Source organism: Sphingomonas degradans (genome assembly GCF_053502645.1).
This window is the reverse complement of record NZ_CP177172.1, coordinates 834,756-857,076: the sequence shown is the minus strand read 5'-3', so window position 1 is coordinate 857,076 and position 22,321 is coordinate 834,756. Positions and strand designations below refer to the sequence as shown.

The 22,321-nt window shown below is 64.7% G+C and carries 15 protein-coding genes; 5 read left to right on the top strand and 10 right to left on the bottom strand.

Annotated elements, in window-relative coordinates; genetic code table 11:
• Positions 1-307 precede the first annotated feature (307 nt).
• The 4 genes from ACG3SL_RS04005 to ACG3SL_RS03990 form a co-directional block, all read right to left on the bottom strand.
• Positions 308-2,128: a hypothetical protein gene (locus ACG3SL_RS04005; protein WP_448663843.1), complete on the bottom strand. Its 1,821-nt coding sequence runs from the start codon at positions 2,126-2,128 to the stop codon at positions 308-310.
• Positions 2,129-2,290: 162 nt separating this feature from the next.
• The gene (locus ACG3SL_RS04000; protein ID WP_448663842.1) at positions 2,291-3,016 is read right to left on the bottom strand and encodes a hypothetical protein; all 726 of its coding nucleotides are present in this window, start codon (positions 3,014-3,016) and stop codon (positions 2,291-2,293) included.
• A 640-nt stretch (positions 3,017-3,656) separates the two neighbouring features.
• Positions 3,657-4,331, bottom strand: a complete 675-nt coding sequence (locus ACG3SL_RS03995) for a hypothetical protein (protein ID WP_448663841.1) — start codon at positions 4,329-4,331, stop codon at positions 3,657-3,659.
• On the bottom strand, positions 4,276-10,470 hold the full coding sequence (locus ACG3SL_RS03990; RefSeq protein ID WP_448663840.1) for a hypothetical protein: 6,195 nt from the start codon (positions 10,468-10,470) through the stop codon (positions 4,276-4,278). The genes ACG3SL_RS03995 and ACG3SL_RS03990 overlap by 56 nt, the downstream gene beginning before the upstream one ends.
• A gap of 467 nt (positions 10,471-10,937) precedes the next feature.
• On the opposite strand from ACG3SL_RS03990, the gene ACG3SL_RS03985 reads away from it, so the two are divergent.
• Positions 10,938-12,431 (top strand): hypothetical protein, encoded by a 1,494-nt coding sequence (locus ACG3SL_RS03985; protein ID WP_448663839.1) that lies wholly within the window; start codon positions 10,938-10,940, stop codon positions 12,429-12,431.
• 10 nt (positions 12,432-12,441) lie between these two features.
• On the opposite strand, the gene ACG3SL_RS03980 is transcribed toward ACG3SL_RS03985, so the two are convergent.
• From ACG3SL_RS03980 to traA, 3 genes are all read right to left on the bottom strand, one after another.
• A complete protein-coding gene (locus tag ACG3SL_RS03980; protein ID WP_448663838.1) occupies positions 12,442-13,020 on the bottom strand; it encodes a type II toxin-antitoxin system VapC family toxin in 579 nt (192 codons plus the stop codon).
• A 1-nt stretch (position 13,021) separates the two neighbouring features.
• Complete coding sequence (locus ACG3SL_RS03975; RefSeq protein ID WP_448663837.1) at positions 13,022-13,390, bottom strand: hypothetical protein; 369 nt, start codon at positions 13,388-13,390, stop codon at positions 13,022-13,024.
• 97 nt (positions 13,391-13,487) lie between these two features.
• Positions 13,488-16,931 (bottom strand): Ti-type conjugative transfer relaxase TraA, encoded by a 3,444-nt coding sequence (gene traA / locus ACG3SL_RS03970; protein WP_448663836.1) that lies wholly within the window; start codon positions 16,929-16,931, stop codon positions 13,488-13,490.
• Between the two features lie 171 nt (positions 16,932-17,102).
• Here traA and ACG3SL_RS03965 point away from each other — a divergent pair, with 171 nt between their 5' ends.
• From ACG3SL_RS03965 to ACG3SL_RS03955, 3 genes are all read left to right on the top strand, one after another.
• Positions 17,103-17,423: a conjugal transfer protein TraD gene (locus ACG3SL_RS03965; RefSeq protein WP_448663835.1), complete on the top strand. Its 321-nt coding sequence runs from the start codon at positions 17,103-17,105 to the stop codon at positions 17,421-17,423.
• Positions 17,424-17,442: 19 nt separating this feature from the next.
• Positions 17,443-17,655 (top strand): conjugal transfer protein TraD, encoded by a 213-nt coding sequence (locus ACG3SL_RS03960; protein ID WP_448663834.1) that lies wholly within the window; start codon positions 17,443-17,445, stop codon positions 17,653-17,655.
• 111 nt (positions 17,656-17,766) lie between these two features.
• Complete coding sequence (locus ACG3SL_RS03955; protein ID WP_448663833.1) at positions 17,767-18,276, top strand: MucR family transcriptional regulator; 510 nt, start codon at positions 17,767-17,769, stop codon at positions 18,274-18,276.
• Between the two features lie 42 nt (positions 18,277-18,318).
• Here the strand turns inward: ACG3SL_RS03955 and ACG3SL_RS03950 are convergent, their stop codons facing one another.
• From ACG3SL_RS03950 to ACG3SL_RS03940, 3 genes are all read right to left on the bottom strand, one after another.
• The gene (locus ACG3SL_RS03950) at positions 18,319-19,239 is read right to left on the bottom strand and encodes a nucleotidyltransferase domain-containing protein (protein WP_448663832.1); all 921 of its coding nucleotides are present in this window, start codon (positions 19,237-19,239) and stop codon (positions 18,319-18,321) included.
• A 69-nt stretch (positions 19,240-19,308) separates the two neighbouring features.
• Positions 19,309-19,545, bottom strand: a complete 237-nt coding sequence (locus ACG3SL_RS03945; RefSeq protein WP_448663831.1) for a sigma-70 region 4 domain-containing protein — start codon at positions 19,543-19,545, stop codon at positions 19,309-19,311.
• Positions 19,546-19,599: 54 nt separating this feature from the next.
• Positions 19,600-21,336: a ParB/RepB/Spo0J family partition protein gene (locus ACG3SL_RS03940; RefSeq protein ID WP_448663830.1), complete on the bottom strand. Its 1,737-nt coding sequence runs from the start codon at positions 21,334-21,336 to the stop codon at positions 19,600-19,602.
• A 766-nt stretch (positions 21,337-22,102) separates the two neighbouring features.
• Here ACG3SL_RS03940 and ACG3SL_RS03935 point away from each other — a divergent pair.
• Positions 22,103-22,318 (top strand): helix-turn-helix transcriptional regulator, encoded by a 216-nt coding sequence (locus ACG3SL_RS03935; RefSeq protein ID WP_448663829.1) that lies wholly within the window; start codon positions 22,103-22,105, stop codon positions 22,316-22,318.
• Positions 22,319-22,321: the final 3 nt, after the last annotated feature.

Genomic DNA, 22,321 nt, shown 5'->3' with positions numbered 1-22,321 from the left:
ACAGGACGTCATCGTTGTCGCTGTTACCTCACCACCAGCACCACTCCCGCGCAGCGGGTTCGTGCAGCGGCCCAATTCCTGTGAAAGTCTTCTTCTGCGCGAAAGTTCGTTTTGCGGGAACCAGGATCCGGCCTTGGATGTCTGGGTCTGAGTCTGACCGTACGATGATGTCAGCTGAGTGGAGTTCATTGCATTGAGCCGCAATCTGCAGCTTGCCGGAGGCGAGCCGTTGTTCATCATTCGCTGACTTAACAGGGGCTCGCTTAAAATCATTCTTTGCGTTGAGCGGCGTTAGGCCCTCCGTTGATCAGGCCGTTGGCCCAATTGGCAAGGTCCGGAAGCCCACGTCGAGCATCAGAAATCCATTCCTTAGTGCACTGCGCACCTGCGGACTAGCGCTGTTTAGCCGCATGCGCCACGGCCCATAGGGGCTCACCCCCACATAGCGCGCATGGCCGTTGTTTGGCGGAGAGAGCAGGTCGCCGCGCGCCGAGACGTTGTTGAACAGCCCTTGCACGTAGCTCGCCGTGACCGGAACATGCGCGAACACCCGACTGGAACGATCGCGCTGGCGCACCACCGAGCGTCCGCAATGTTCAAACGTCACGCTCATCTCACCCGGGATAGGCTTGCCGTCCGCGCCGACGAGCCCGATCCGCGCGGTCTGCACGGCATAGAAATTGGCGAAGAGTTGGTCGTCGATCTCGTTCAGTGCGAAGGCGACCGGGTCGCCACCCGCGAAGCGGTCGATCTCGCCGCGTGACAGGATGTCGCTGAGCCGCACCGAGAAGTGGCGCCCGAACTGGGCTTCCTGGCCGAAGCCTTCTAGCACCTGGCCAAAGCGCTGGAGCAACTGCGTGGCGGTCGCGCTCAAAGCGCCCACCGAAACGTCCGAATATTGACCCGCACCGGGCGTGCCGACCATGTACTCGAGGCTCTTCTCCATCGACACCAGATGACGGATCACGCCCCATTTGAGCGTTGCCAGGCTGGTCTCCAGAAACGCGAGATTCTCCGGCAGACGCGTGTCGAAATTGGCCGCGGTGGTCGCCGCCAGCCTCGCCACGGTCTGTCGCTCGATCACGGTGCGGGCATTGATCTGCACGATCTCCACCACCGTGCGGTCGTGCTCGAGGATCTTGTTGTTCCGCGTCTCGGCCAGCGCGATGTACTTGTGCATGATCGCCTGGTAGCGCCGCGCTGCCGACATCCCGAGATAGGGCTTGATCGCCTTGTCGAAATCTTCCTTCGCCGCGACTAGGCGGACCGCGTCTTCAGATTGATTGAGCACGTCTGGCATCGGCTCGCGGTCGGGAAATAGATCCCTATATGCCTTTTGGGCCTTGCCGAAGGAATCGGCAAAGTCGGTTGCGGTCTTTCCCGCCGGCTTCACATGGGTCGAAATGGTGTTGAGGTCGGTCTTGACCGCCTTCCAGGTCATGTTCGCCGCAGCCGCGCTCTCCATCGTGCGCAGGCCTTCCAGCGCGGTCGCCGCCGCCGCCGCTGCGGTCGCTGCCGCCCCTGCCGTTGCCACCACCGTCGCGACCAGCGCCGCGAATTTGAGCACGTTGCCGAACGACGCGCAGTTGTTGCGCTCCGCGACCGCTCTTTTGAAGCTCGACTCGGCCGCCATCAGCTGGCGGTGAACGGCCTCGAGTTCGAAGAAAAGCGTGCGTACTTCGTCTTGCAACTCGCCCGCGCGCGCGGATTTCGCGGCTACCTCCGCGTCCTTGTCGCTCAGAAAGGCCGTGAGCTGGTCGCCAGCCTCGCGCAGCGCGTTGATCCGATCGGCTTGGCTCGCCGCCGCATCCTCCAGCCGCGCATGGCGCTCCTCGACGTTTTTCAGATAGGTGAGCTGGTCGCGCACCAGCACGGCCAATTCGTCGAAGCTGGTCAACGGCACATAGTTGAAGTTGCGCCCGAACACGTCGAGGCCATGCGCCACCAGCTGAGTTAGTGCTAGCACCTTAGCCTGGAGCGCGTCCGCGAAGCCCGAAGGGTAGCGTTCGCGCGTGCTCGCGATCACGAAGTGCAGCCAATTGAGGTCCTGGTACGCCATATCGGCTCGGCCGTTGACCATCAGCAGCTCGGCGTCGTGGATCGCGCGGGTGAGCAGGCCCGCGGGCACTGCGATCGGCAGTATCGCTGCATTCTGCGGATCGCGCAGGATCAGTGCGCCATCGGCGCCAGGACTTCCCGGGGCGGCCGCAGCCGTGGGAGCGCTCCCTGACGGGCCCGTGTCGCCGCTTGGTGCTCTCCAACAATCCATTCTCGTGCTCCCCCGCTTCGCTCAGTGTCCCGGTCCGCCGCCGGTCTGCGGGCCATGGCTGTCATTGTGTTCCCAGTTCGGCGTGCCGCGCCCGCCTGGTCCGCCGTCGCCAGGGCTGCCATGTGCGCCTGCCACGCCACCCAGGCCGCCAGTCGTGCGCACCTGCACGCGCTCCGCCGCGACGCCCTTGCGCACCTGGACGAGCACGGCGGCGCCGCGGCCGCCGCCCCCCCCCGCGCCGCCGCTTCCGGCATTGCCGCCGGCGCCGCCATTGCCGCCCCTCTCGCATCTCGGCCTGCCGCGGCCATTGGGACCGGCATTGCCGTCCATGCCGTTGCCGCCGCGCTGCCCATCGCCGCCCGGCCCGCCTTGGCCGTTGACGGCCAGTGTCCCGGCCAGCCGGTCGCAGACGATCACCACGTCGCCGCCGTCGCCGCCGCGACCCGCACCGCTTCCGTTCGCTCCCGCATCGCCTCGCGCCTGTCCATCGCGCGCGCGCTGGCCGGCCAAGAAGTGCGGGTGGCCGCGCAGCCCGCTGCTATCGATTGCCGCCCCGTCCGCCAGCGTGACTTCCTGCCCGATGATCGCCAGCGGCTGGCCTCCGGTGACATAGACGCCGTCGAGCAGCACGCGCTGGCCGAAGATCACGACGGGCTTCCCCTGGGCGACCAGCGCCGGGGTCACCGCGTCCGCGCGTGCCTCGAGGAACACCGCGCCGGCGAATTCGCTCGCCAGTCGCTGCTGCACCTCGGTGGGCAGTTCTCCCTGGATTGTGACCGCCGTGGTGCCGAGAGATGCTCGGCCGTTAAAAAGAAGCAAAGTCGTTGCACTTAGTCCAGCGAACACGAAGTCGCGTCGATTGACTTCAGAACCCATCTCGCCTCCTAAAACTCTCGCCTTCTCAGATTGACACTTTTTCTCATACTCTTCAGCCACAGTTTGCAACCGAAATCGACCGGTTCCGTAGAGGCGAGGCGGTGCAGCCGGCCAGTTAACCATCCCGAAGTGCTCCTCGAGCATGGCTATGGTGTCGCAAATTTCAATTATTTCTGCGGGAATTTCGTTTAGTGTGACGATGTTGAGAGACCCTAAGCCTCCGCTCCCGAGCGGCACTCGTTGCAATTATTCGAAGCATCCAGCATTGATCAACGCTTCTTAGGATTAGTGATCCGCCAGCCGTTTTGGGCGAATCTAGGCGCTATTTGTTACTCTGAAGGGGGTCGTTCACGCTTGGCAGCTTCTGAGGCTTCACTCTCGGGAGCGGACGATCAGCAACCGGCCCATGAGCAGCCAGACCGCTAATGGGCCGACTGCAGACTGGCAGTTATCGGACGAGCGACGCCTAACAGCTGCCTTTAAGGAGGAAGGTGCCAGCTACAGCCTTCGATCAAGAGCCTCCAATTGGGCTATCGCGAAGTGGCTGCAGCAACACCGCGATCTCATCGGCGACGGAAGCGAGCGCTCTCAAGCGTTCGACCAACTCCTCGCGTTCTGCCCGCAGCGACTGCTCGGCGGCTTCGGCCTTGCGTCTGGCTCGCTCCTCTTCGGGTTCGTCCTTCGCTTGAGGAATCGTGACGACCGCATCCTCCATCAGCAGTATCACCGGCGTAAGGTCCGGGAGCCCGCTCCGGACGAGCCAGATCCAGTCCTTCTCCTCGAAAAGTCCTTGGCGAACCCCATCGCCGATCAGGACCCTGATAATGGCGCGGGCGCTGTAATCGACGGCACGGGCCATCTGGATTGGTTTGGGCGCCTCTCCCTCGTCATCGTTCTCTAGCCCGCGGAAGAACCAGTCCTCGCCACTTTTCAGGGCACGGACCGCCTCTCCGACCTCTTCGACGCTCGACAGCGGAGGCCGGTGGAAGATTGCATGGCGCGCCTTCCACACATCGAGAATCGCGCGACGGCACTGCTCCTGGAGCTGCTTTGCTGCTTCCCCTTCCGCCTGCTCCGCCTCCTTCATAAGGCGTGCGATATGATGCGCCATCCAGCTGAGAGCCAGGTCGTCACGCCCCTCCCCCAACTCCTGCGTCAGCTGGCGGCCAAGCGCGACGACATCCACCCAGCCAATCGAGGTGTCCGTCTCCCCCGAGGATGAAGTATCTGGCATAAGTATTGGGCTCCTTGTCCTTCGCACCCCCATAGCGATCCAGGCGGACACGAATGATCAGACTCCGCTCCATCTTGGCGAGCGCACTCACGATCCGTTCGAGCGGCGCAGTCAGGGTGTCGCCGTGATCGAGACGTTCATCCCGATAGTCGTTGGGCGCCTCTCCCCAGATCGTCGATCGAAGCTCGAACCTGGGTCCCAGGCCGCTGCTCGACCAGACGCGCCGATCGTCGGAAGGCGTCAAGCCGAAGCGCCGGCGCATTATCGCGCCGGGGATATGGGCACCCTGTATATGACCCGAAAAGGGGTCGAGGCTGTCGATTCCGCCGGGGCGCTCCTCCTTGGCTATCCAGGGCACGACACGCATTTTCTGGAAACCTAGGTCCAGTTCGTCTCGCTCAAGAGGAAGCCTTGGATAGCGCCCCGAATAGGTTTGGCACGCACGCAGCAGATCGATCGCGAAATCGGGTCGAACCAGTGCAGTCGCGACCGCACCATCCTCTCGCGCGAGGCTGGAATATCGTGTCCAAGACCCGGCAAGGCGAATACGGTCGGCGCTCTCGAAAAGCGCAGTCTCGAAGTCGTCGGGTGTGACCGACCACTCCCAATTGGAATCGCTCGGCGGCACTGGGGAAGCAGGCCATGCGAAGGTCGGATCGGGATCGCGCCGATCGGACAGCCATAACGGCGGGGCAGACAGGAAATGCTCGCGGAGCATGTACCCGTCATCCCCGAGCAAATCCGGCGCGCGCACCCGACCCTCGAGCAGGTCGCCGATCGCATAGAACAGGCCATGCCACGCCTCGTAGGTGGCCAGCCGCTCATTCTCCGGCCCGCCATGGTAACGCCGGTCATAGATGCCGAGGCCGGAACGCGGGTCGCGCGCAGATTCCTTGGTCGGTTCCCGGCCGAGCTTGTCGCGGATGGCCTGTGCGACCCGCTCCCTCAATTCGGCGGGCGCGATTCCGAAGGAGTTTGCGATCGGATCGGCCTCGCGCCGAGCGAAATCCATGGGATAGTGATAACCGTGATCGTCTTGCGCCGGCCTTACCGGCGCTGGAACCACGGGCGCGGATGGGTCGCTCGCGAACGGGCGCAGCAACGCCCAACGCTCTGATGCCTCGGGCACAAAGACCCCAGCGGCCTCGAGCCCGAGCAATGCTTGCGCGGCCCAATATCGTTGAAAAACATGGCGGTGCTTACGGCCTGCCAATTCTCTGAGTTTGGGGATCGCCGAGGTCACCATGGCCGGCTGCTCGGCGGCGATCCGCGCGATGCTGAGGAGAAGAAAGGTCCGAGCATGCTCCGCATAGAATGGCAGGCGGGGATCCAGCGATGCGCCAGGGTCAGCGTCCGACAGCCGCGCAAGAACCGCCTCAAGGAGATCGCGTTCGCCGAGCTGCGCAAGCCGCCGCACGGCGTGCGCTCCCCGCCATCGCCGCCGGGGGCTCGGGTCGCCAAGGCTCGTCCAGATCAGCGCCGCCAGCGCAGTGCGGACGTCACCGCCAGGATGAAGCCCCGGCCGCCACGTGCCGTCCGGCTCCTCCGGCGACAGCACTGCCTCGAAACGGTCGAGCGCGAATGCGAGAACCTGTTCACGAACCTCCGGCGCTAGCAGGTCCGCATGCACCTGACGGGCGAGCCAGAACATGGTCGACGACCCGAGATCGTCGATCTTCGGTCCGGTCGTTTTGACTAGGAGGCGCAGCAAGACCGACGGCTCTTCACGCGTCAGCGCCTGAAGGTACTTCAGCGATCGATGCCAATGGTAGGAGAGCAAATCGAAGGGCCGGCGCTCGATCAGGTCGAGGGCGATCGTGCGGAGCGCTTCCTTGACAGCAATGCTGGGCGCCCAGGCCGACCCCGCCAGCGACAATAGCTGGAGAAGGTCTTCCATATCGATGTCCGAGGCGGCGACCGCCCGAAGATGCGCGATGCGGTCGGCGACCGGCACCGGTTCCCGGATCGCCGCGGCCATCGGATCGATCGCTGCCCCATATCGCGCTTCGCGCCGAAACGCTTCGACGATTGCCAGGAGATCGAGTGGATCGAGCATGTTGCGCCCCGCGACGAGCGCCGCATGATCGATGACCGGATCTGGCGAAGGGACATAGTGGCTGGCCGATTGTTCTTCGCACGCCTTGCGCCGCTCGTAGATGGCCCGGACGTCGGGAGGCACCAGGGACAGCGCTTCGGCGGCGCCGACAAAGGCCCGCATGTTCCAGGCTTCGCGCTTATCATCGACCATGTCGCGCAGGATCATTCCGGCGACTGTATCGTTATCGGCCGCCGACAGCGCAGCGAGCTTCGCGGGAAGCTCCTTGAAGTCCCATACGCCGCCCAGGGCATGCAAGGCGGCCGCCTGACGAATGCCGATCGCGCCCTCTTGCAGCAATACCTCGCCTACTTCGGGCAGCGACGTGCGAACATTCACGCGCTCGCGGCTGTCGAGGCGCGACACGGCGGCGATCGCGGTGGGAGCATGCATCGTCGCCAACGTATGGAAGACGTCGTCCCAAGGATATTTGTGGCTGTTGATCTGCCCATAGAGCTCGGCCAGGCGAAGGATCCGGTAGCCATATTCCGCGGCCCCCACGCCGCCGGCCACCGATTGTCCCATGACGAGCAGCATTTGGAGCCGCTCGTGCAATTCCTCGCCGACCCGGTCGGCCTCCTCCAAGGCCTTGCGGAAATAGACTGCGCTTTCCTCGCGCGAGATGGGTAGCAACTTGCGGGCGATCGCAGCGAGGTTTCCGGTCCGGACCTCGGCATCGTCATGGGCATCCTCGCCGGACTCCGCCGCCACGGCGCCAATGCGGATCAACTCCCCATGAAAGAGCGTATGGGGCGTCAGCAGACCGATGAGCGCGAGGCATTCATGCTGCCAGAGCCGGCCGTCGCGCACTGCGCGGCTTTCGCAGTCCCGCAATTGCCGGACGTCCAACAACCCGGCGCGGAGCAGGAGATCCACTTCCGCCGTCATGCGCGTCCCGCGGAACTGGCGCTCTTGCCAAGGATCAAAACCTATCAACGACCGGGATTGGTTGATCTGCGTCAGCTCCGCAGGGACATTGACCGTCTGACCGCTCAATATCTTGGCGCGGAGCAGGAAGGTGGGGAGCAGGCGATTATGGATATCCCGATAGTCCGGCCGGATCGGATCGAGAGGGCGGGTCGAGCGCCGATGGCTCTCCTGCCACAAGGTTTCCACGGTCGGCTCGTCGCCCGTGATCGCCGCCCGCAGCGATGCCGCACGCATGGCGCGTTCGATGCGCCCCCCAACATCGGGCAAAGGATGGCTGGAGAGCGACCAGTCTCCTCTTCCGAGCAACGCCAGCGCTTCGGCCATCAAGCCATGTTCGACCGCGCTTTCGGCAACGGTCAGCAAGGCGTCGGCAAAGTCTGAATCGTCATAGCCGAACGGTTGGTCGCGGATTTTCACATCGGCCAGGGTCGCGAGGGTGCGTTCGACTTGCTGCCTCGAGCACGCCAGGCCGCGCCAGCGCATGGCGAGATGCACGGCAATTCGCGTCTCGCCGGTGCTCAATTCCGCCAGCAGCCCCTCGGCCATGCCGCGTTGACCGGCATCGAGCAGCTTCCGGGCACAAACATAGGTGAATTTGAAGCGGAACTCGCCCGGGCTGAAGTCGTCCGCGAACCCTGCCCCGGCGGCGGTGCCCTCGAGCATGCAGGCCGCGAACAACATCGCGCCGATATCGTCATCGCCGAGCTGGTCTTCGTACCCCGGCCAGTCGTCCGGATCTCGCATCCGCGTCCGGCGGCTCCACTCGTCCAGCCAGCGTCCCGCCAGGTACAAGAAGCCCCGAGCCTCGTCGCGGGTTTCCGGCATGACCGAGAGCATCTCCGCCTTATAGGCGTTGACCGCGCCGAACCAGTTTCCGCCGCGGCGGCGATGCACGAAGTCTTCCGTGACCTCAGGACCACTCAATAGGGGGACGAGATCCGCATTCTCCTCCAGGAAGCGCTCCTGGCGCTCGCTAGCCGCGATCTGCTCCCCGGCGCGGACAAAGAGCTTGGCAACACTCGCCATCTCGTCGAGCTCGAGCGCCGAGCGCAGACCGAACCGCACCTGCTGGAGGACGATCGCCTGCCGTTCGACCGGTTTGTCGGCGAACCCCGGGTCGCTCGCCAGCGCCAGGTTCATCAGCGCCGCATGCCGTCCGGCGCGCAGCATGAGTTGCGGGAGCGCGAGCGCCGCATAGGCGTCCTTCTGCGCGATCGGCGCGAGGCGATCGACGAAGAGGCCCGCTGCTGCCTCGTCGGCGGCGAAGCGGTCGTTGAACCACTTCTCCACCGGCTCGTCCCGGAACTGCAGGGCGCCTTCGCGACGCATGAGCGGCCGCCCGCCGCCAAAGTCGCTGGCGAAGCTGGCAATCTGGGCTTCGCTGAAGCCTGCGACCTCAGCGAGTATCCGTATCGGGACCATCGGTGGCAAGGCTGCGAGGCCGACGCATAGCGCATCGACGTCGGCTTCGGGCTGGGCATCTCTGACCTGAACCAATCCCTTCTCGAGCTGATCCTCGATCAGCTTCTCGACCGAAAGGCCGCCGGGACCCAGCAGTACGATCGCAGCGTCTAGCGAGCCCGCGAGCGCGAGCTGATTGGCCTGGACACGCGGATTTCCGAAGGTGAGGCGGCGGAAGGTCTCGAAATTCTCCTTTGCCGCACGGCGATCGAAGCGCCGCACGAACCTGCCGGTTTCCTTGAGGTCGAATCCCTCGAGCGGAAACTGCTGGATCTTGTCGACGTGGAGGCCTTCCAGGCGCTCGGGCCTGGCGAGCGCGACGACCCGGCAGCCCTCCGGCGGCGCTTCGGCGAGCAGGCTGGAGACGAAGGCGTCCTCCCGGTACAACCGCGCCGCGAACACGCTGTTGTCGGCGGCATCGAGCACGACGACGACGAGCGCGTCGGGCGACCGCTTCCGGACCAGCGCCGCGGCCTGTTGCAACCGATCGCGAAACGACACGATGAAGTCGCGATCACTGGCAGCGGTGGGAAGGAGGATGTCGCACAGGCCCTTGCCAGCCATTTCGTTCGCCAGCTGGACAAGACCGACCTGGTGAAGATGCCTTCGCTCCGACGGGTCGCGATATCGGCCGCCGGCAAATCCGTCGAAGACCACAGCCTCCGAGCCAAGCGGAAGGAGGCCAGGTATCCGCTGCGCGATGATGGATTTACCGGTGCCTCCGCTTGCGGTCACGAGGATCGGGCGCTGCGCCTGCCGAATGGCTTCGGCAAGGGCGGGTTCCTGACGCCGGACAACCGCCTTGGGGACGAGCTCGAATTCAGGCGCTGCGGGAAACAGCTTTTCCGGGTCGTCGATGCCGAATGCCTGGAGCACCGTTTCCCGCCGGATCGTTGGGTCCTGGCCGTGCGAGGTGGTGCCGAAACGGCGGACGAGATCGCGCAACACCGTCACCGGTTCGCGCGAGATGGCCGGCAGGAGGTTGTTGGCTTCGACCGCCGCGCGGGCGGCGATGGACTCGCGCGACTGCTCACGCTCGCCAAGTCCGACCAGCGCGAGGAATGCCGAAAGCTCCTTGCCATTCAAACCGGTGGCGGACGGTATCGCGTTCATCGCGTTGCCCGCGTGCCCCTTGAGTACGTTGGCGCTGCGTCCCGCCAGATAGTCGACGGCTTGCAGCACATTGCTCGAGACGGGACGATTGGTGATGAAGCGGAAGCGGAGTTTGGAGCGGGCGGCCCTCACGCCCGCTTTACGCGCGTAGGCACGATAGCGCGCGGCGAATTCCCGCAGCACGGGCTCGATATCACCCCATGGCCAGGCCGCGTCTTGGTGTTGGGTTGAGTATTTGAGCTGGTTCACCACGATACGGCTCGCCGTCTCGAAATCCTCGCCGCCATAATATTCGACCGTGTCGGCAACGAGCAGGCCAGCCGCGATCCGCTTGCCCTTGAAACGGTCCCGGTCGGAAATCCCCTCGACGGCAACGGCCGTCAGCCCCTCGCGGCCAAGGATGCGCAGCGCCCGCCGGGTGGTCCAGTTGATGTGAAAGTCCTCGCCGTCATTCCGGAATCGAACGAGGTCGATGAATTCTTCACCCGCCATGTGGAGGTCGGCTCATTTAAATCCTCAAAGCAGCACAACTGAACCACGGCCAATGTTCCGCCAAGTCAATTTGCGCTCGCGCTCACGCAATCTCGAGCCCGTGTTTTCACGAAACATCGACAAGCGTTCCATTCGATCGTCGAGATGAATAAGCCAACCCCCCTGCACATGAGCTCCTGTTCGTCGACTTCGCACGAAATTGTCCCCTCGAAAGAGTCGGCATGGGTTCAGCGCGTGCCTTCGAACGCGAAGTTCCCTCATCGGCCGGAGTGTGGCCCCCACGTAGGTCAAGGATAAAGGCCCGCGACGTAAGGCGTGATTTAACGGCCGCAGCGCCAGCGAAAACGAGGCTGGAAAGGACGTTCCAATCCTGGCGCCACTGCGCGCAATAGACACTCTTCACCTTATGTTGCTGGATTTATCGACGGGATCGAACTTCGCGGTCGACAGGAGATTGATGAACTGAAATGAGCAACCAAGGAGACGCTCAAGAAATGCCGTTCGGAATCGCCGTCTTTCCCTATCTAAAGACCTCGGGAAGGATTCGCTTGGGCGGGCTCGAATTTCGTTCAACCGAAGACATCGACGATCTCCCCGAGCGGCAGGGCGAGGCCGTCCAGGACATAGCAGGCATGCTATTCCTGAAAGATGATCTGCGGATCGCATCGGCGACTTTCGCGATCGTGGACCGCGTGGATGTCGATCGTCCCAACTCGCAACTCGATCTCCTGTCCGATATCCGCGCGGTCGTTGCTTATGCCTATTCGTCGCCGCACGACGTGTTCGACGACATCCTTTTGACCCCCGAGGAAGCAAGCCTCGTCGTGATGTCACCCGGCGAGGTAAGCAAGTTCCTCGTCTATCCCGACCATCATGTCGTCCCGCTCGAGGGATCGATGGAGCAGCGCGTTGTGGCAGACGATCGCGACATGGTGGAAGGCTATGCGGGTCTCTACAATTTCGCCCAGCCTTTGTGGGTCGCCGCCGGCTCGCGCCTCTACCCGCACAGGCCACAAGCGACGCTGAATATTCAGCAGGATATGGCCGCGGATTTCTCCGGCCCATTCAGCGGCCGCACCGGTACTGGCGAACTTCTCCGCCTTCTGCACCAACCCGACCATCCCTCGCGGAGCCGGATTTTCACCGCGCTCAAATGGTACAACCACGCGAATGAATCCCAGGCGGGTGCGGATCGCGAGCTGCTCAACCTTGCGGTCGCCTTCGAAGCGCTGTTCAACCTCCCCGCCGACGCCAAGAGCGACCGGCTCGCCGATTCGATCTCGCTCATCCTCGGCCGCCCTGAACGCATTCAGGACTGGGCAACGCAATTTTACGCCGCACGGTCGCGGGTCGCGCACGAAGGCGTGGCGCGCGAGCTCTATTACCGGCCCGCAGCCAAGCAGAAATCCGGCGGCGATGAACGCTTCGGCTCGTTGATGCTGTCGGGGCGAACGATCTTTCAGCTCTGTATGGCGACCCTGCTTAGGGGGATGACGCTCTCCGACGAGGCGCACCTGAGCGAGAAGCTGGTTAGCAACGCCGATCGCTATACACAGATCTGCGCGCGGCTGAGCGCGAACGAAGCCGATCCCGCGCAGGGCCTCGCCGCGATAGCACCGATCGTGCAGCAGATCGGGCGACACCGTCATGTGCAAAGCACGCCTATCGATATCGATCTCATGCTCGGCGCGTTGCGGCGCGCCGCCGCGGCTGCGCTATCGTGCGAGCCGCCACCAGGTGCGCCGATCGACGAAGCCCTTCGGCGCTGTGCGACACCGGCGACGGCGACGGACTTGTTCGGGCGGCTGGATGGCGTGCGGCAATTGGCCGATGCCTTCAAAGCAGCCGATCCGGCGGCGCTATCGCCGCATGAGGGCGTATTGCAGCTCTTGGCCGTCGAGGTCTGGCACCAGACGTTCAGGACCTATTTCGCGTTGAAACTCGACCGCGAACCGCAATAGCGTAAGGGCCTCACGCCTTCGCCGGCGCCGTGCGGTAGAACAGCGCGCGCCCGGTCGGAACGAGCTGCAGCAGGAAATCGAACTCCACGATGTTGCGCGTCAACACCGTGAATCCCAGCTTCTGGGCCTGCAGGAAGAGCGTGCAGTCTTGCAGTGCCTTGAACTTGGCGTCCTGGGTATAGCCCTGCAGCCGGCAGAGCATGCCGGCGAGCAACGCGGCCCTTCCAAGCACGTCGGCATCGGGCGTGAACACGCGGTGATCGGGCATTGCCACGATCTGCGCCCGGACCGCGCCGACCACGCTGGCCGTCCGGCCATCGTCGGGACGCAGCACGCCGAGCGTGTGCATGAGCTCCTGGATCGCGACAGTCGAGTGATTGACGTGCCGCGTCTCGACGAGCTGCTCGACGAGGTCGGGCGCGCGTCCCTGCATCTGGTCGATATAGACACACGTATCGAGCAGGAGCGCCTGGCCCGCCACTTCTTCCGCGCTGGCGAACGGAAGCTCGGAGTCTTTGCGGCGTGCGAGCGTTTGCCCTGGATCGAAGCGCGCCCAGCGGCGCGCGCCGTCGATGTCGAACCCCGGCATGTCAGAAGCCGAGCTTCAGGTCCGGATCAACGATGCCGCGTACGGCTTTGAAGCTCTCGGCGAACCTGTCCTCGAGCGCGACGCTGGCGAGCGCGAACTCGATGAGATCGGTGTCGGTCTTGATGCCGGTTTGCGCCTTAGCCTGGCGGACAAGCGCCGGACTGACACGACCGCCGATCCGCCCTCCCTTCTCATTGAGCAGACCGGAGCGTTCGGCCGCGGCCATGACCGCCTCGACCCGTGTCGCGTGCACGCCGAGAAACTGGCCGGTACCCGCATCACGCAGGACCCGGCCCGTCCGGCTGACGCCACTTGTGTTCCTGCCGTGGCTCTTCGCCGCGCCCTTGATGCTGCTGCCTTGCTTGGCCATTTCAATATGTCCAACAAAATTAGATTTTGTCTAACATAAGCGCATGAGTGTTCGCCCGCAAGGGCTGCGCACGTCAAGCGACCACCGGCGTAGCGCGTCAGACATTCCACAGATCGGGAGGTCCGAGATAGCTGATGTCGATACGCCCGGGCTCGGCCGACACGGTCACCCGCAAAAGACCCGCTCGGTCGGAATTAAGCGGTGCGAGCATCACGCCGATCTTCTCGCCGGTTGCCGACAGGATCGCGGGCTGGCCGTTAAGCTGGTGCACCCGCAAAGGCGTGCCGGGCGGCGGAGGCGGTGCGACCACCCAGTTGACGTTCGCCCAGAATTTCTGCTCCGACCAGGTTCGGCTATCGAGCGGCACAAACCCGTATAGGAATTCGAGCCAGATCGGCTTGGTCTCCGCGGTGGGCCAGTCGGGCATCGCGCTCCACTGCGCCAAGGCGGGTGTCTTGAGCCAAGCTCGCAGTTCGTCGCCGGAGGTGAAGGTGGCGCCCGTGTCCTGAACGACCTTGATTGCCGCCAGCCTTGAGTTGAAGCCCGCCTGGATCAGCAAGGAGGCCGATCGCAGCAGCGTGCCGGTCTCGACCGCCGACACGGCCAATCCCAACTCATGATCATCGACCCGGAAGTCGCCGAACAGATCATCGTTGGCGGTAGCGCGCACGCGGATCGATTCCATCGCCCATGGCAACCGATATACGAGGCCGCCTTCGATGAACTGCAACACTTCGCCTTGGTCTTCGCCACCGAGTCCAGCAAGCGGCTGACCGAGCAGCCAGGCGCGCAGCACGTCGCGCTCCGCGCGCAGTTGCTGCCAGCGCTGGACAAACCGGTCGGCGCGAAGCTCAGGGTTGGTGCGGACCTCCGCCTCCAGCTGCATCTGGCGGATTGCGCCGGCAGTGCGGCCATTGGCTGCTTCGCCGACCAGACCGGGCTCGCGCGCGAACGCGGCGTCGAGGTCGCGCGCGCTAGTGGGTTGGACGGCGTCGAGCGCCCGGGCAGCCTGTAGCTTGGCGGCCTTCTGATATTCGAGTGCGGGGAGGCCCTGCCCGGTCATCCGATCGATGTCCTGCACGGCGCGGGCATAGCGCTGGACCGCCGAGCCAAGCGCGGAGTGCTGATCGCCTGGGGCCTGCTCCGGAGAGGTCGATAGCTTGAGCCCATCGAACCGACTGCGCGGCCTTGCCGGCTCGGCATCGTGCACGCGCAGCCGCAACCCGTCGAACCGGCCACGCTTCGGCGGTTCGGGCGCCGTATGCCTACGATCGACCAGCGGTTCGCGAGCCAGCGCGTCGAGTATCCGCGATCGATCAAACCCTCGCCGCTCGGCAAAGCGGGTCGCACTCTGTTCGTAATCGAGCGCGCTGTCCTTCGCCCGGTCGCGCGACAGCGTGCGGGCGAGCCGCTCGATGCCCTCGAAGTCGTCGCGGCCATAATGGAGATGCACCGCGTCGCGGTGCCGCGACAGCGCAACATAGGCAGCGTGGCGATCGAGCCCTGGCGTCGCAAGCACATGCACGCGATCGACAGTGAGCCCCTGCGCCTTGTGGATCGTGGCCGCGTAGCCATGGGTGACGTCGGCATAGTCCTTGAGATCGAACGCGACGCGCCGGCCATCGTCGAGCCGCACTGCCATGCGGGCGCGATCAACCTGTTCGATGGTGCCAAGGGAGCCATTCTTTACGCCCAGTTCGCGTTCGTTGCGCAGGAACATGATGCGGTCCTGAGGCCCAAACAAGCGCTCGCCGTGCGTGGTTTTCACAGCAACTTCAGTAACTAACGTCCCGTCGTGCTTCATACGGTCCCGGGCCAGCGCATTCAGTTCATCGCATTCTTGATTGGTATGCGACAGGATGATCGAAGAGCGCGCCGGATCGGCGACCCGGTCGCCATCCCAGCGGTCGATCAGCGCCTCGCGCGCCTCCGCGCGGGTCTCCGACTCGACGAGCATTCCGGCTCGGGCATAGGTGCCCAGCGCCGCTTCGGTTCGGCCAGTCGCCAAGTGCCGGGTTGCATCGCGCTGCCAGTCTTCGCGCTGGCGGCGAACCTCGGTAATCTCGATGCCGCCGTGCCGCTCGGCGGTGGCGCGGAACGCGGCACCCGCCTCGATCGCCTGGAGCTGTTCGGGATCGCCGACCAGCACGACCTTGGCGCCGCGCTTTTCGGCTTCGGCGATCACCCGCTCCATCTGTCGCGAGCCGATCATCCCGGCTTCATCGATGACGAGGACAGACTTGTCGGTCAGCAGCTCCCTGCCCTGCCCCCATTGATGTTCGATGCTGGCGATGGTGCGCGACGCGATGCCCGAGCCGCTCTCGAGATTCTCGGCAGCGATGCCGGACAGCGCGAGCCCCTGGACCTGATAGCCGGCACGCTCCCATGCCTCGCGCGCAACCCCGAGCATCGCTGACTTGCCCGTGCCGGCATAGCCGATGACGATGCCGAGATCCCTGCCGTCTGTGACGTGCTCGAACGCCGCACGCTGCTCGCCCGACAGCAGCATCCCGCGCTGCTCGGCATTTGCCAGCGCGCGCTCGCGGTTCCGCGCTCCGACGCGGTGCCGCTCGCGCTCAGCCAGCGCCTGCGTCTCGCGCGCGAGACGCTGTTCGGTCTCGATCATGTCCCGGCTGGTGAACCGCTCTTCGCCGCGCCCGTCGCTGCCAAGTGCGACCAAGTCAGGCGATGCGCGCACCGCCGCCATCACAGAATCGAACTGATCCTTGCCGTCGCTATGCCGGTGCGCAAACCGGGCAAGGTCACGGGTGGTGAAGGTCGCCTGGGTGCGAGTGATCGCATCGAGCGCGAGCCCCGGACGGGCGATGATCTTCTCGCCGTTCAAGCGCGCGATCTCGAGATGCTCGGCGGCACGCTCGGACTCGAGGCCCTGTGCTGCCATCCGCGACGCCGCTGGGCCGATCTTGTGCTGCGGTTCGAGCTCGATCCCCTGCGCCTCCAACGAGCGGTGATCGATGCGCGCATCGATATCGAGCTGGGCGAGCCGTTTGTTGACATGGCCGCTCCACCGCTCGCGCCATTTCTCGAGCAGGTCGGCGCGGTTCCAGTCGCGGTTTTTCTTGCCGAACCCGTCGGAGTCCACCTCGCGCATCGTCAGCATGACGTGCGCATGCGGCTTGGGCTCGCCATCGGCGCCAATATCCCAATGGACGTTGAGGTCGGCGATCATGCCGCGGTCCACAAACTCCCCGCGGACGAAGTCGCGCGCCAGCGCGATCCCCTGTTCCTTCGTCATCTCCTTCGGAATCGCGAACTCGATCTCGCGCGCGAGCTGCGCGTCGATCCGCTTCTCGACTGCCTCGACTTCGTTCCACAGCCGGTCGCGGTCGGCGAGATGCTCCGGTGCGCCCTCCGGCAGCAGCACTTCGGAATGGACGACGCCTGCCTTGTTGGAGAAGTCATGGCTCCGGTCGAGCCGCTCATCGTGCAGCCGCGAGGCCGAGCGATATGCCGCAGACGCCAGCGCCGACGAGCCTGCAGCGCGAGAGATGACTTTGGCCGAGAAGTGATAGATCGCCATAACGGCAATCCATCTACACTACACAAGCGACGTCGGCACGACGTATAAGCGCGCCCTCGAAAGAATTCATCTTTCTCGGGATCGGTTCATCCCACGATGTTTCATGCTATTTACGCTGATCGATGCAGTTACTAACTGAAGCGTCCCTCCACAGCAATTGAGGACGGCACGATGCGCAAACCCCGCGATTACGATTCGGAACTGCACGCGCTCAACGACAAGGCGAAGCTGCTCAAGGAACGCAAGGTTCAGCAGCTCGGCGAGGTTGTCGCCGCAACCGGCGCCGACGCGTTGCCAATTGAGCTGCTTGCCGGCGCATTGTTGAGTGCCGTCGACAGCAACGATGCCGCCGCGAGGGAGGGCTGGCGCAAGCGCGGAGCCGCCTTCTTTCAAGGGTCACGCAAAGCTGGCGGCGTCGCTCGCAGTGACGCGCGCAGCGATCCGGCGGGCGATGGCAGGACGTCATCGGTTGCAAGCCAGGATCGCGCGTGATGATACGCGAGACTGGGTCGTGAAGCGGCGCGAGCGCACCCGCCAGTTGATCGAGCTTGGCGGGCTTGTTGCCAAGGCCGGGCTACTCGAACTGACCGACGACGACCGCGCGGTAATCTTCGGCCTGATGGTCGAAGGTGCCGCTGCATTGCGCGGCGAACATCGCCAGCAAGCGCTAACCTCGTGGCGGCGTCGCGGTCAGCGCGCATTTGAACACTCTTCCGACGATTAAGCATCTCGGCAGTTGAATTCGAAATGCGCGTTCGACATGGAACAATGCAACCGGGGGAGACGGTTCGCGAAGGCGCCAATGTGGTCGCCACACAATTGAATAGGAACCCTGATGTCCGATGAAAACTCTTTGAACGCAGTCGAGCTCGCGACCGAACTCACGATCGCCTGGCTCGGAAATCAGAACAACCGTGTCTCCGCCGAAGACGTCCCCGCCTTCCTGCGCACCATGCACGCAACGGTGACGGAGTTGGCCGGTAGTTCGTCGAATTCCGGCGACGACACACAAAAAGTCGCTCCCGAGCAGGAATTCACGCCCGCGGTTACCGTGCGCAAGTCGCTGGCATCGAAGGATCACATCATCTCGCTGATCGACGGCAAGCCGTACAAGACGCTGCGTCGCCACCTGTCGACGCATGGCCTGACGCCCGAAGAGTATCGCGCCCGCTACAATCTCAAGCCGGACTATCCGATGGTCGCGCCGACCTATTCGGAAGCGCGCCGTGCCATGGCACACAAGATTGGTCTGGGCGCAAAGGGGCGCGCAGCCCGTGGTGGTGCCGCTGCTACGCCGCCCGCAGCAAAGCCAAAGCGGGCACCGCGCGCTGCCAAGCCTGCCTGAGATAAGCGAGCGCCGCGCGGGCAACCGCGCGGCGCGAGCCGCCTATTGTTCGCCGGCCTCGACTTTCAACTGGGCCAAGCGCTCCGCGCAAAGCGCTGCGACTATATCGCGGAGCGTTGCAATGGAGGCGGCAAGCGCCTCCAAATCTTCTGCGGCGATCGCGTAGCTGGCTGAGTATCGCGCCTCGACATAGGCCCGCTTGAGCCGCTCGAAGCGAGAACGATCCGCCCGAGTTTCGCGAGGCCAAGCCTCGATCAGACGAGGCTCCTTGTCCTCGGATAGCGACCGCAGGAATTTGAGATTATGAGAGCGCGGAAAATACAACGTCCGCACCAACAGAAAGCAGATGTAAGCGCGTTCTGTTGATTGGTGGAGGTCGAATGCCGCCGCCTTGCGCCATTCGATATCATCCGCTTTCTCAGCGGAAGTCTTCGCTCGTTCAATCCACACATCCACTGAGTGTGACCACTGCTCGTAGTAGTCTTTCGCCACGCGATACGCGTCAACCGACGTCAGCGGCATCGGCGTGGCGAGCGAATGACAGGGGAGCTCGTAGATCGCGACACCATCGCGGGCGATATCGGTCCAGAAATACTCGCCTCGCTTGAGCGCGGTGTTCACTTCATTGAGCGAATGGACGATTATGTTGACCGGCCGCGCGATGCCGGGGTCGCGGGCGATCCGGTCCTCCGCGATGTACCAATAGTCGGCAATGTCGGTCAGGTCCTCATGGCTGACCACGACCAGCAGATCGAAATCGGACTGGTATCCGTTCTCCGGCTCATCGACCCAATCGTCGCGTGCGTAGCTGCCGAACAGGATGATCTTATAGACCTTGCCGCCGCGCCGGTTCGGCTGGCTCGCCCGCGCTGTTGCCTTGTCGAACTCCTCAAGCAGAATGTCGCGCACGCGCGCCAGTTCGTGCTGCTGTTTCTCCGGCAGATGGTCCAGCTCGGTCTTCATAGGAAGCACTCCTAACCGGGGTTGCGGGAAGCGCAAACTCGCCGGGCACAAGCCCGGCGAGCGAGAGGTTCAGCGGCGCGGCCACCAACGCCTTGCTGGTCGGCGCATCCGGCGACTGATGCTGGCCAGCGCCTTGGCCAGGTGTAGCTCGACCTCGCTAACCGGGAGCCCGGTACGCTCGGCAATCTCGGCATAGCTCATGTCGTCGAGCCGGGCGGCGAGGAAGATTTCGCGCTGCAACCGGGGAAGCTTGCGAACCGCCCGTCCGATCCGCCGTAGGGTTACGGAGTCGGGATCATCGATCATGATGTCCTCCGATGTTGCGAAGGCCCGGCGGCGCGTTGGCCGCCGGACACAGGCTTACGCGGCTGCACGCAGCGGCAGCGGTTCGGGGACGATGGTAAGACCCGCCATCTTCTCGGCCCGGGCAACGGTCGGCACGCCACCGCGCGCGGTGTAGGCGGCAGGCGGGAAGGCCATCCATTTCGGTACCCAGCTCTCGACCTTGGTCCGCCCGTTCTCGCCGGTCAGGCAATCGCGCACGATCCCGCGCTTCACCTTGCCCGTCGAGGCCTCGTTGGCGCTGGCGACAGCCTCACCCGCCACATCGGCCAGCACGCAGCCGATCACCTCGCGGTCGCGGATCAGGTCGAGCAAGGCGTCGTCGGCCTGCCAGACCTTGGCCATGTCGGTGCCGAGCAGCGGCCCCAGCACCTCGATCAGCGCGCTCCCGGCCACCAGCGTCTCGCCCATCACGATTGCCGCCACGTCGAGCAGCGCCGGATCGGGAAGCTGCAACAGCCGCACGAACAGCCCGGCAATGCCGTGCTCGCCGTCATAGCCACGCGTGACGGTCGGGGTTTCGGGATCGAAGCCGAGCAGCGCCAGCACCGCGCGCCGCTTCTCGTCGAACCGCGCTTCGGATGCGCAGTTCTCGACGCTCTCGGCAATCGCATCACTCGATGCGCGCTGATTCTCAACCCGGACATTCCAGAGCGACGAGCCGACAATGGCGTGCGCCACCATCAGCCGTAGCACGACCGAGGGCTGGTCGATCAGGTCGGCACGCACAGCGGCATGCCGGTGCAGATCGACATAGTTCTGGATCGTCGCGCTCACCTCGGGCCGCACCGGCTTCTCGTCCTGGCTGGCCTCGCCGCGTTCGCGCCGCCGCGCTTCCTTCGTCGAGACATAGCCCTCATGGACGGTCACCTCGCCGCGCGCGCTGACCGCGAGGAACACCTTGCCGCCCTTGCGCTTGGGACAGCGCTCATGCTCCCAGCTATGGAACGTCTCACCGGTCGGCAGGATCAGCACCTCCGGCCATCCCGCCTTGCGAAAGCTCTCGGCCTTGGCCTCGATGGCAGGCGTCTGCGCCGCCCAAAAGCTGGCTGTGTCGGCGAAGAAGCGCTCCTCGCCGAACAGGTCAGACACCAGCTCGCCGGGATAGTCGGCCAGATCGAAGAGCGCCGCGCCCACCGGCACCGACGTGCCGCCGAACAGCCACGCCTTGAGTTGATGCCCAGTCGGGCAATGCGTGTCGGAATCGTCGAACAGCCCCAGCCAGTCGCGCTGGCGGGCCTTGGAGGCGAGGGTCAGGTGCCGCACCGTCGCCGCGTCGATGTCGCCCTTGCGGTACAGCCCACGGACACGCGGCAGTAGATTGCCCAGCGCCAGCGTCCGCTTCACGTGCAACTCGGTCAGCCCGAAGGTGAGCGCGATGTCCTCCGGCGAACGCCCCTCGCGGACCAGCCGCGTGAAGCTCTCCCACAAGGTTACCTCGTCGGGATCGAGCCGCGCGACATTCTCGATCAGCGAGGCTTCCAGCGCCGCCGCATCATCGCCCGGCGCCATGATCGCGCACGGCAGGGGTTCTGCCTCGCCGCTCTCCTCAGCCACGGCCAGCGCCGCGTGATAGCGCCGCTTGCCCGCCACGATCTCGAACCGGTCTTCGTCGGCAGGCCGCACGATCAACGGCACCAGCACGCCGCGCGCCCGGATCGACGGCAGGATTTGCGTCAGGTCGGCCTTGCCCTTGGCGCGCATGTTCACAGCGGAGATGCAGAGCTTAGCGGTATCGATATGCTTGAGTTCCATCTGTCCTACTCCTTTTCAAACACCGCACCGGCCCCGGAAAAGGGGGGTGGGCGGCAAGGAGCAGACCGGCAGTCCCGCTTGAGCGGCGGGCAGCACCCCCGGGGTCCCCATTGCGCTTGCGCAATGGGGTGGCTTGCAGGGCCGAAACACAGTGGAGGACCCGGCGCAGCCGGGTTGCGGCACGCCGCGACGGGACTAGAGGGAGCGACGCCCACCCCCCTTGGCCGCGGCCGGCAGGCAGACGCCGGCGCGGTCGCGCCGTCCGCAGATCTTCAGCGCGTAGCGCCCGGCGCCAGCGGCGCCGATCAAAGCAGCACTCTCGAATCCGGGCGGCCGTCGCGGCGGCGTGCGCGCGCGGTCGTGGGCCAGCCGCCGCCGCGCCTTCCGGCCGGATCGAGTGTGCCACGCGGAAAACAAGAGGCGCCGCGGACCCTGGCGGCTGCGCAGCAGTCCGTCAGAGCACGCTCAGCAGACATCGCGTTCCGCTGAACGGCATCGCCGTTAAACGTCGGCGATCGTCACCCGAATGGGCCGAGACGCACAGCGACTCGGCGCCGCGCAGGCGGCGTAGAGCGCGGCCACGCGCAGCGTGGGACGCCCTGACACAAGCACCCAAATTCCAGTGACCTACGCGATGCTACGTTTGTGCACGCTATGGCCGCAAAGGCACCTTCTGACACCCAAGAGGCCCTTTTCACCTTCCTGGATTCCTGCCCAACTTACCCGGGGCGCACCACTCAACGGCACCAAGTGCAAGGTGATACCAATGCAGACCGATACCCCCGACCGCATCCTCCGGATCAAGAGCGTCCTCGAGCGCACCGGCCTCAGCCGCTCCACCATGTACCGCAAGATGCAGAACGGCACCTTCCCAAAGAACGTCCAGATCAGCACCCGCTGCGCCGGCTGGCGGGAGTCCGCCATCCTCGAATGGCTCAAGAACCCGATGTTCTATGAGGTGGACGACCAGGCCGCGGGCTAGAGC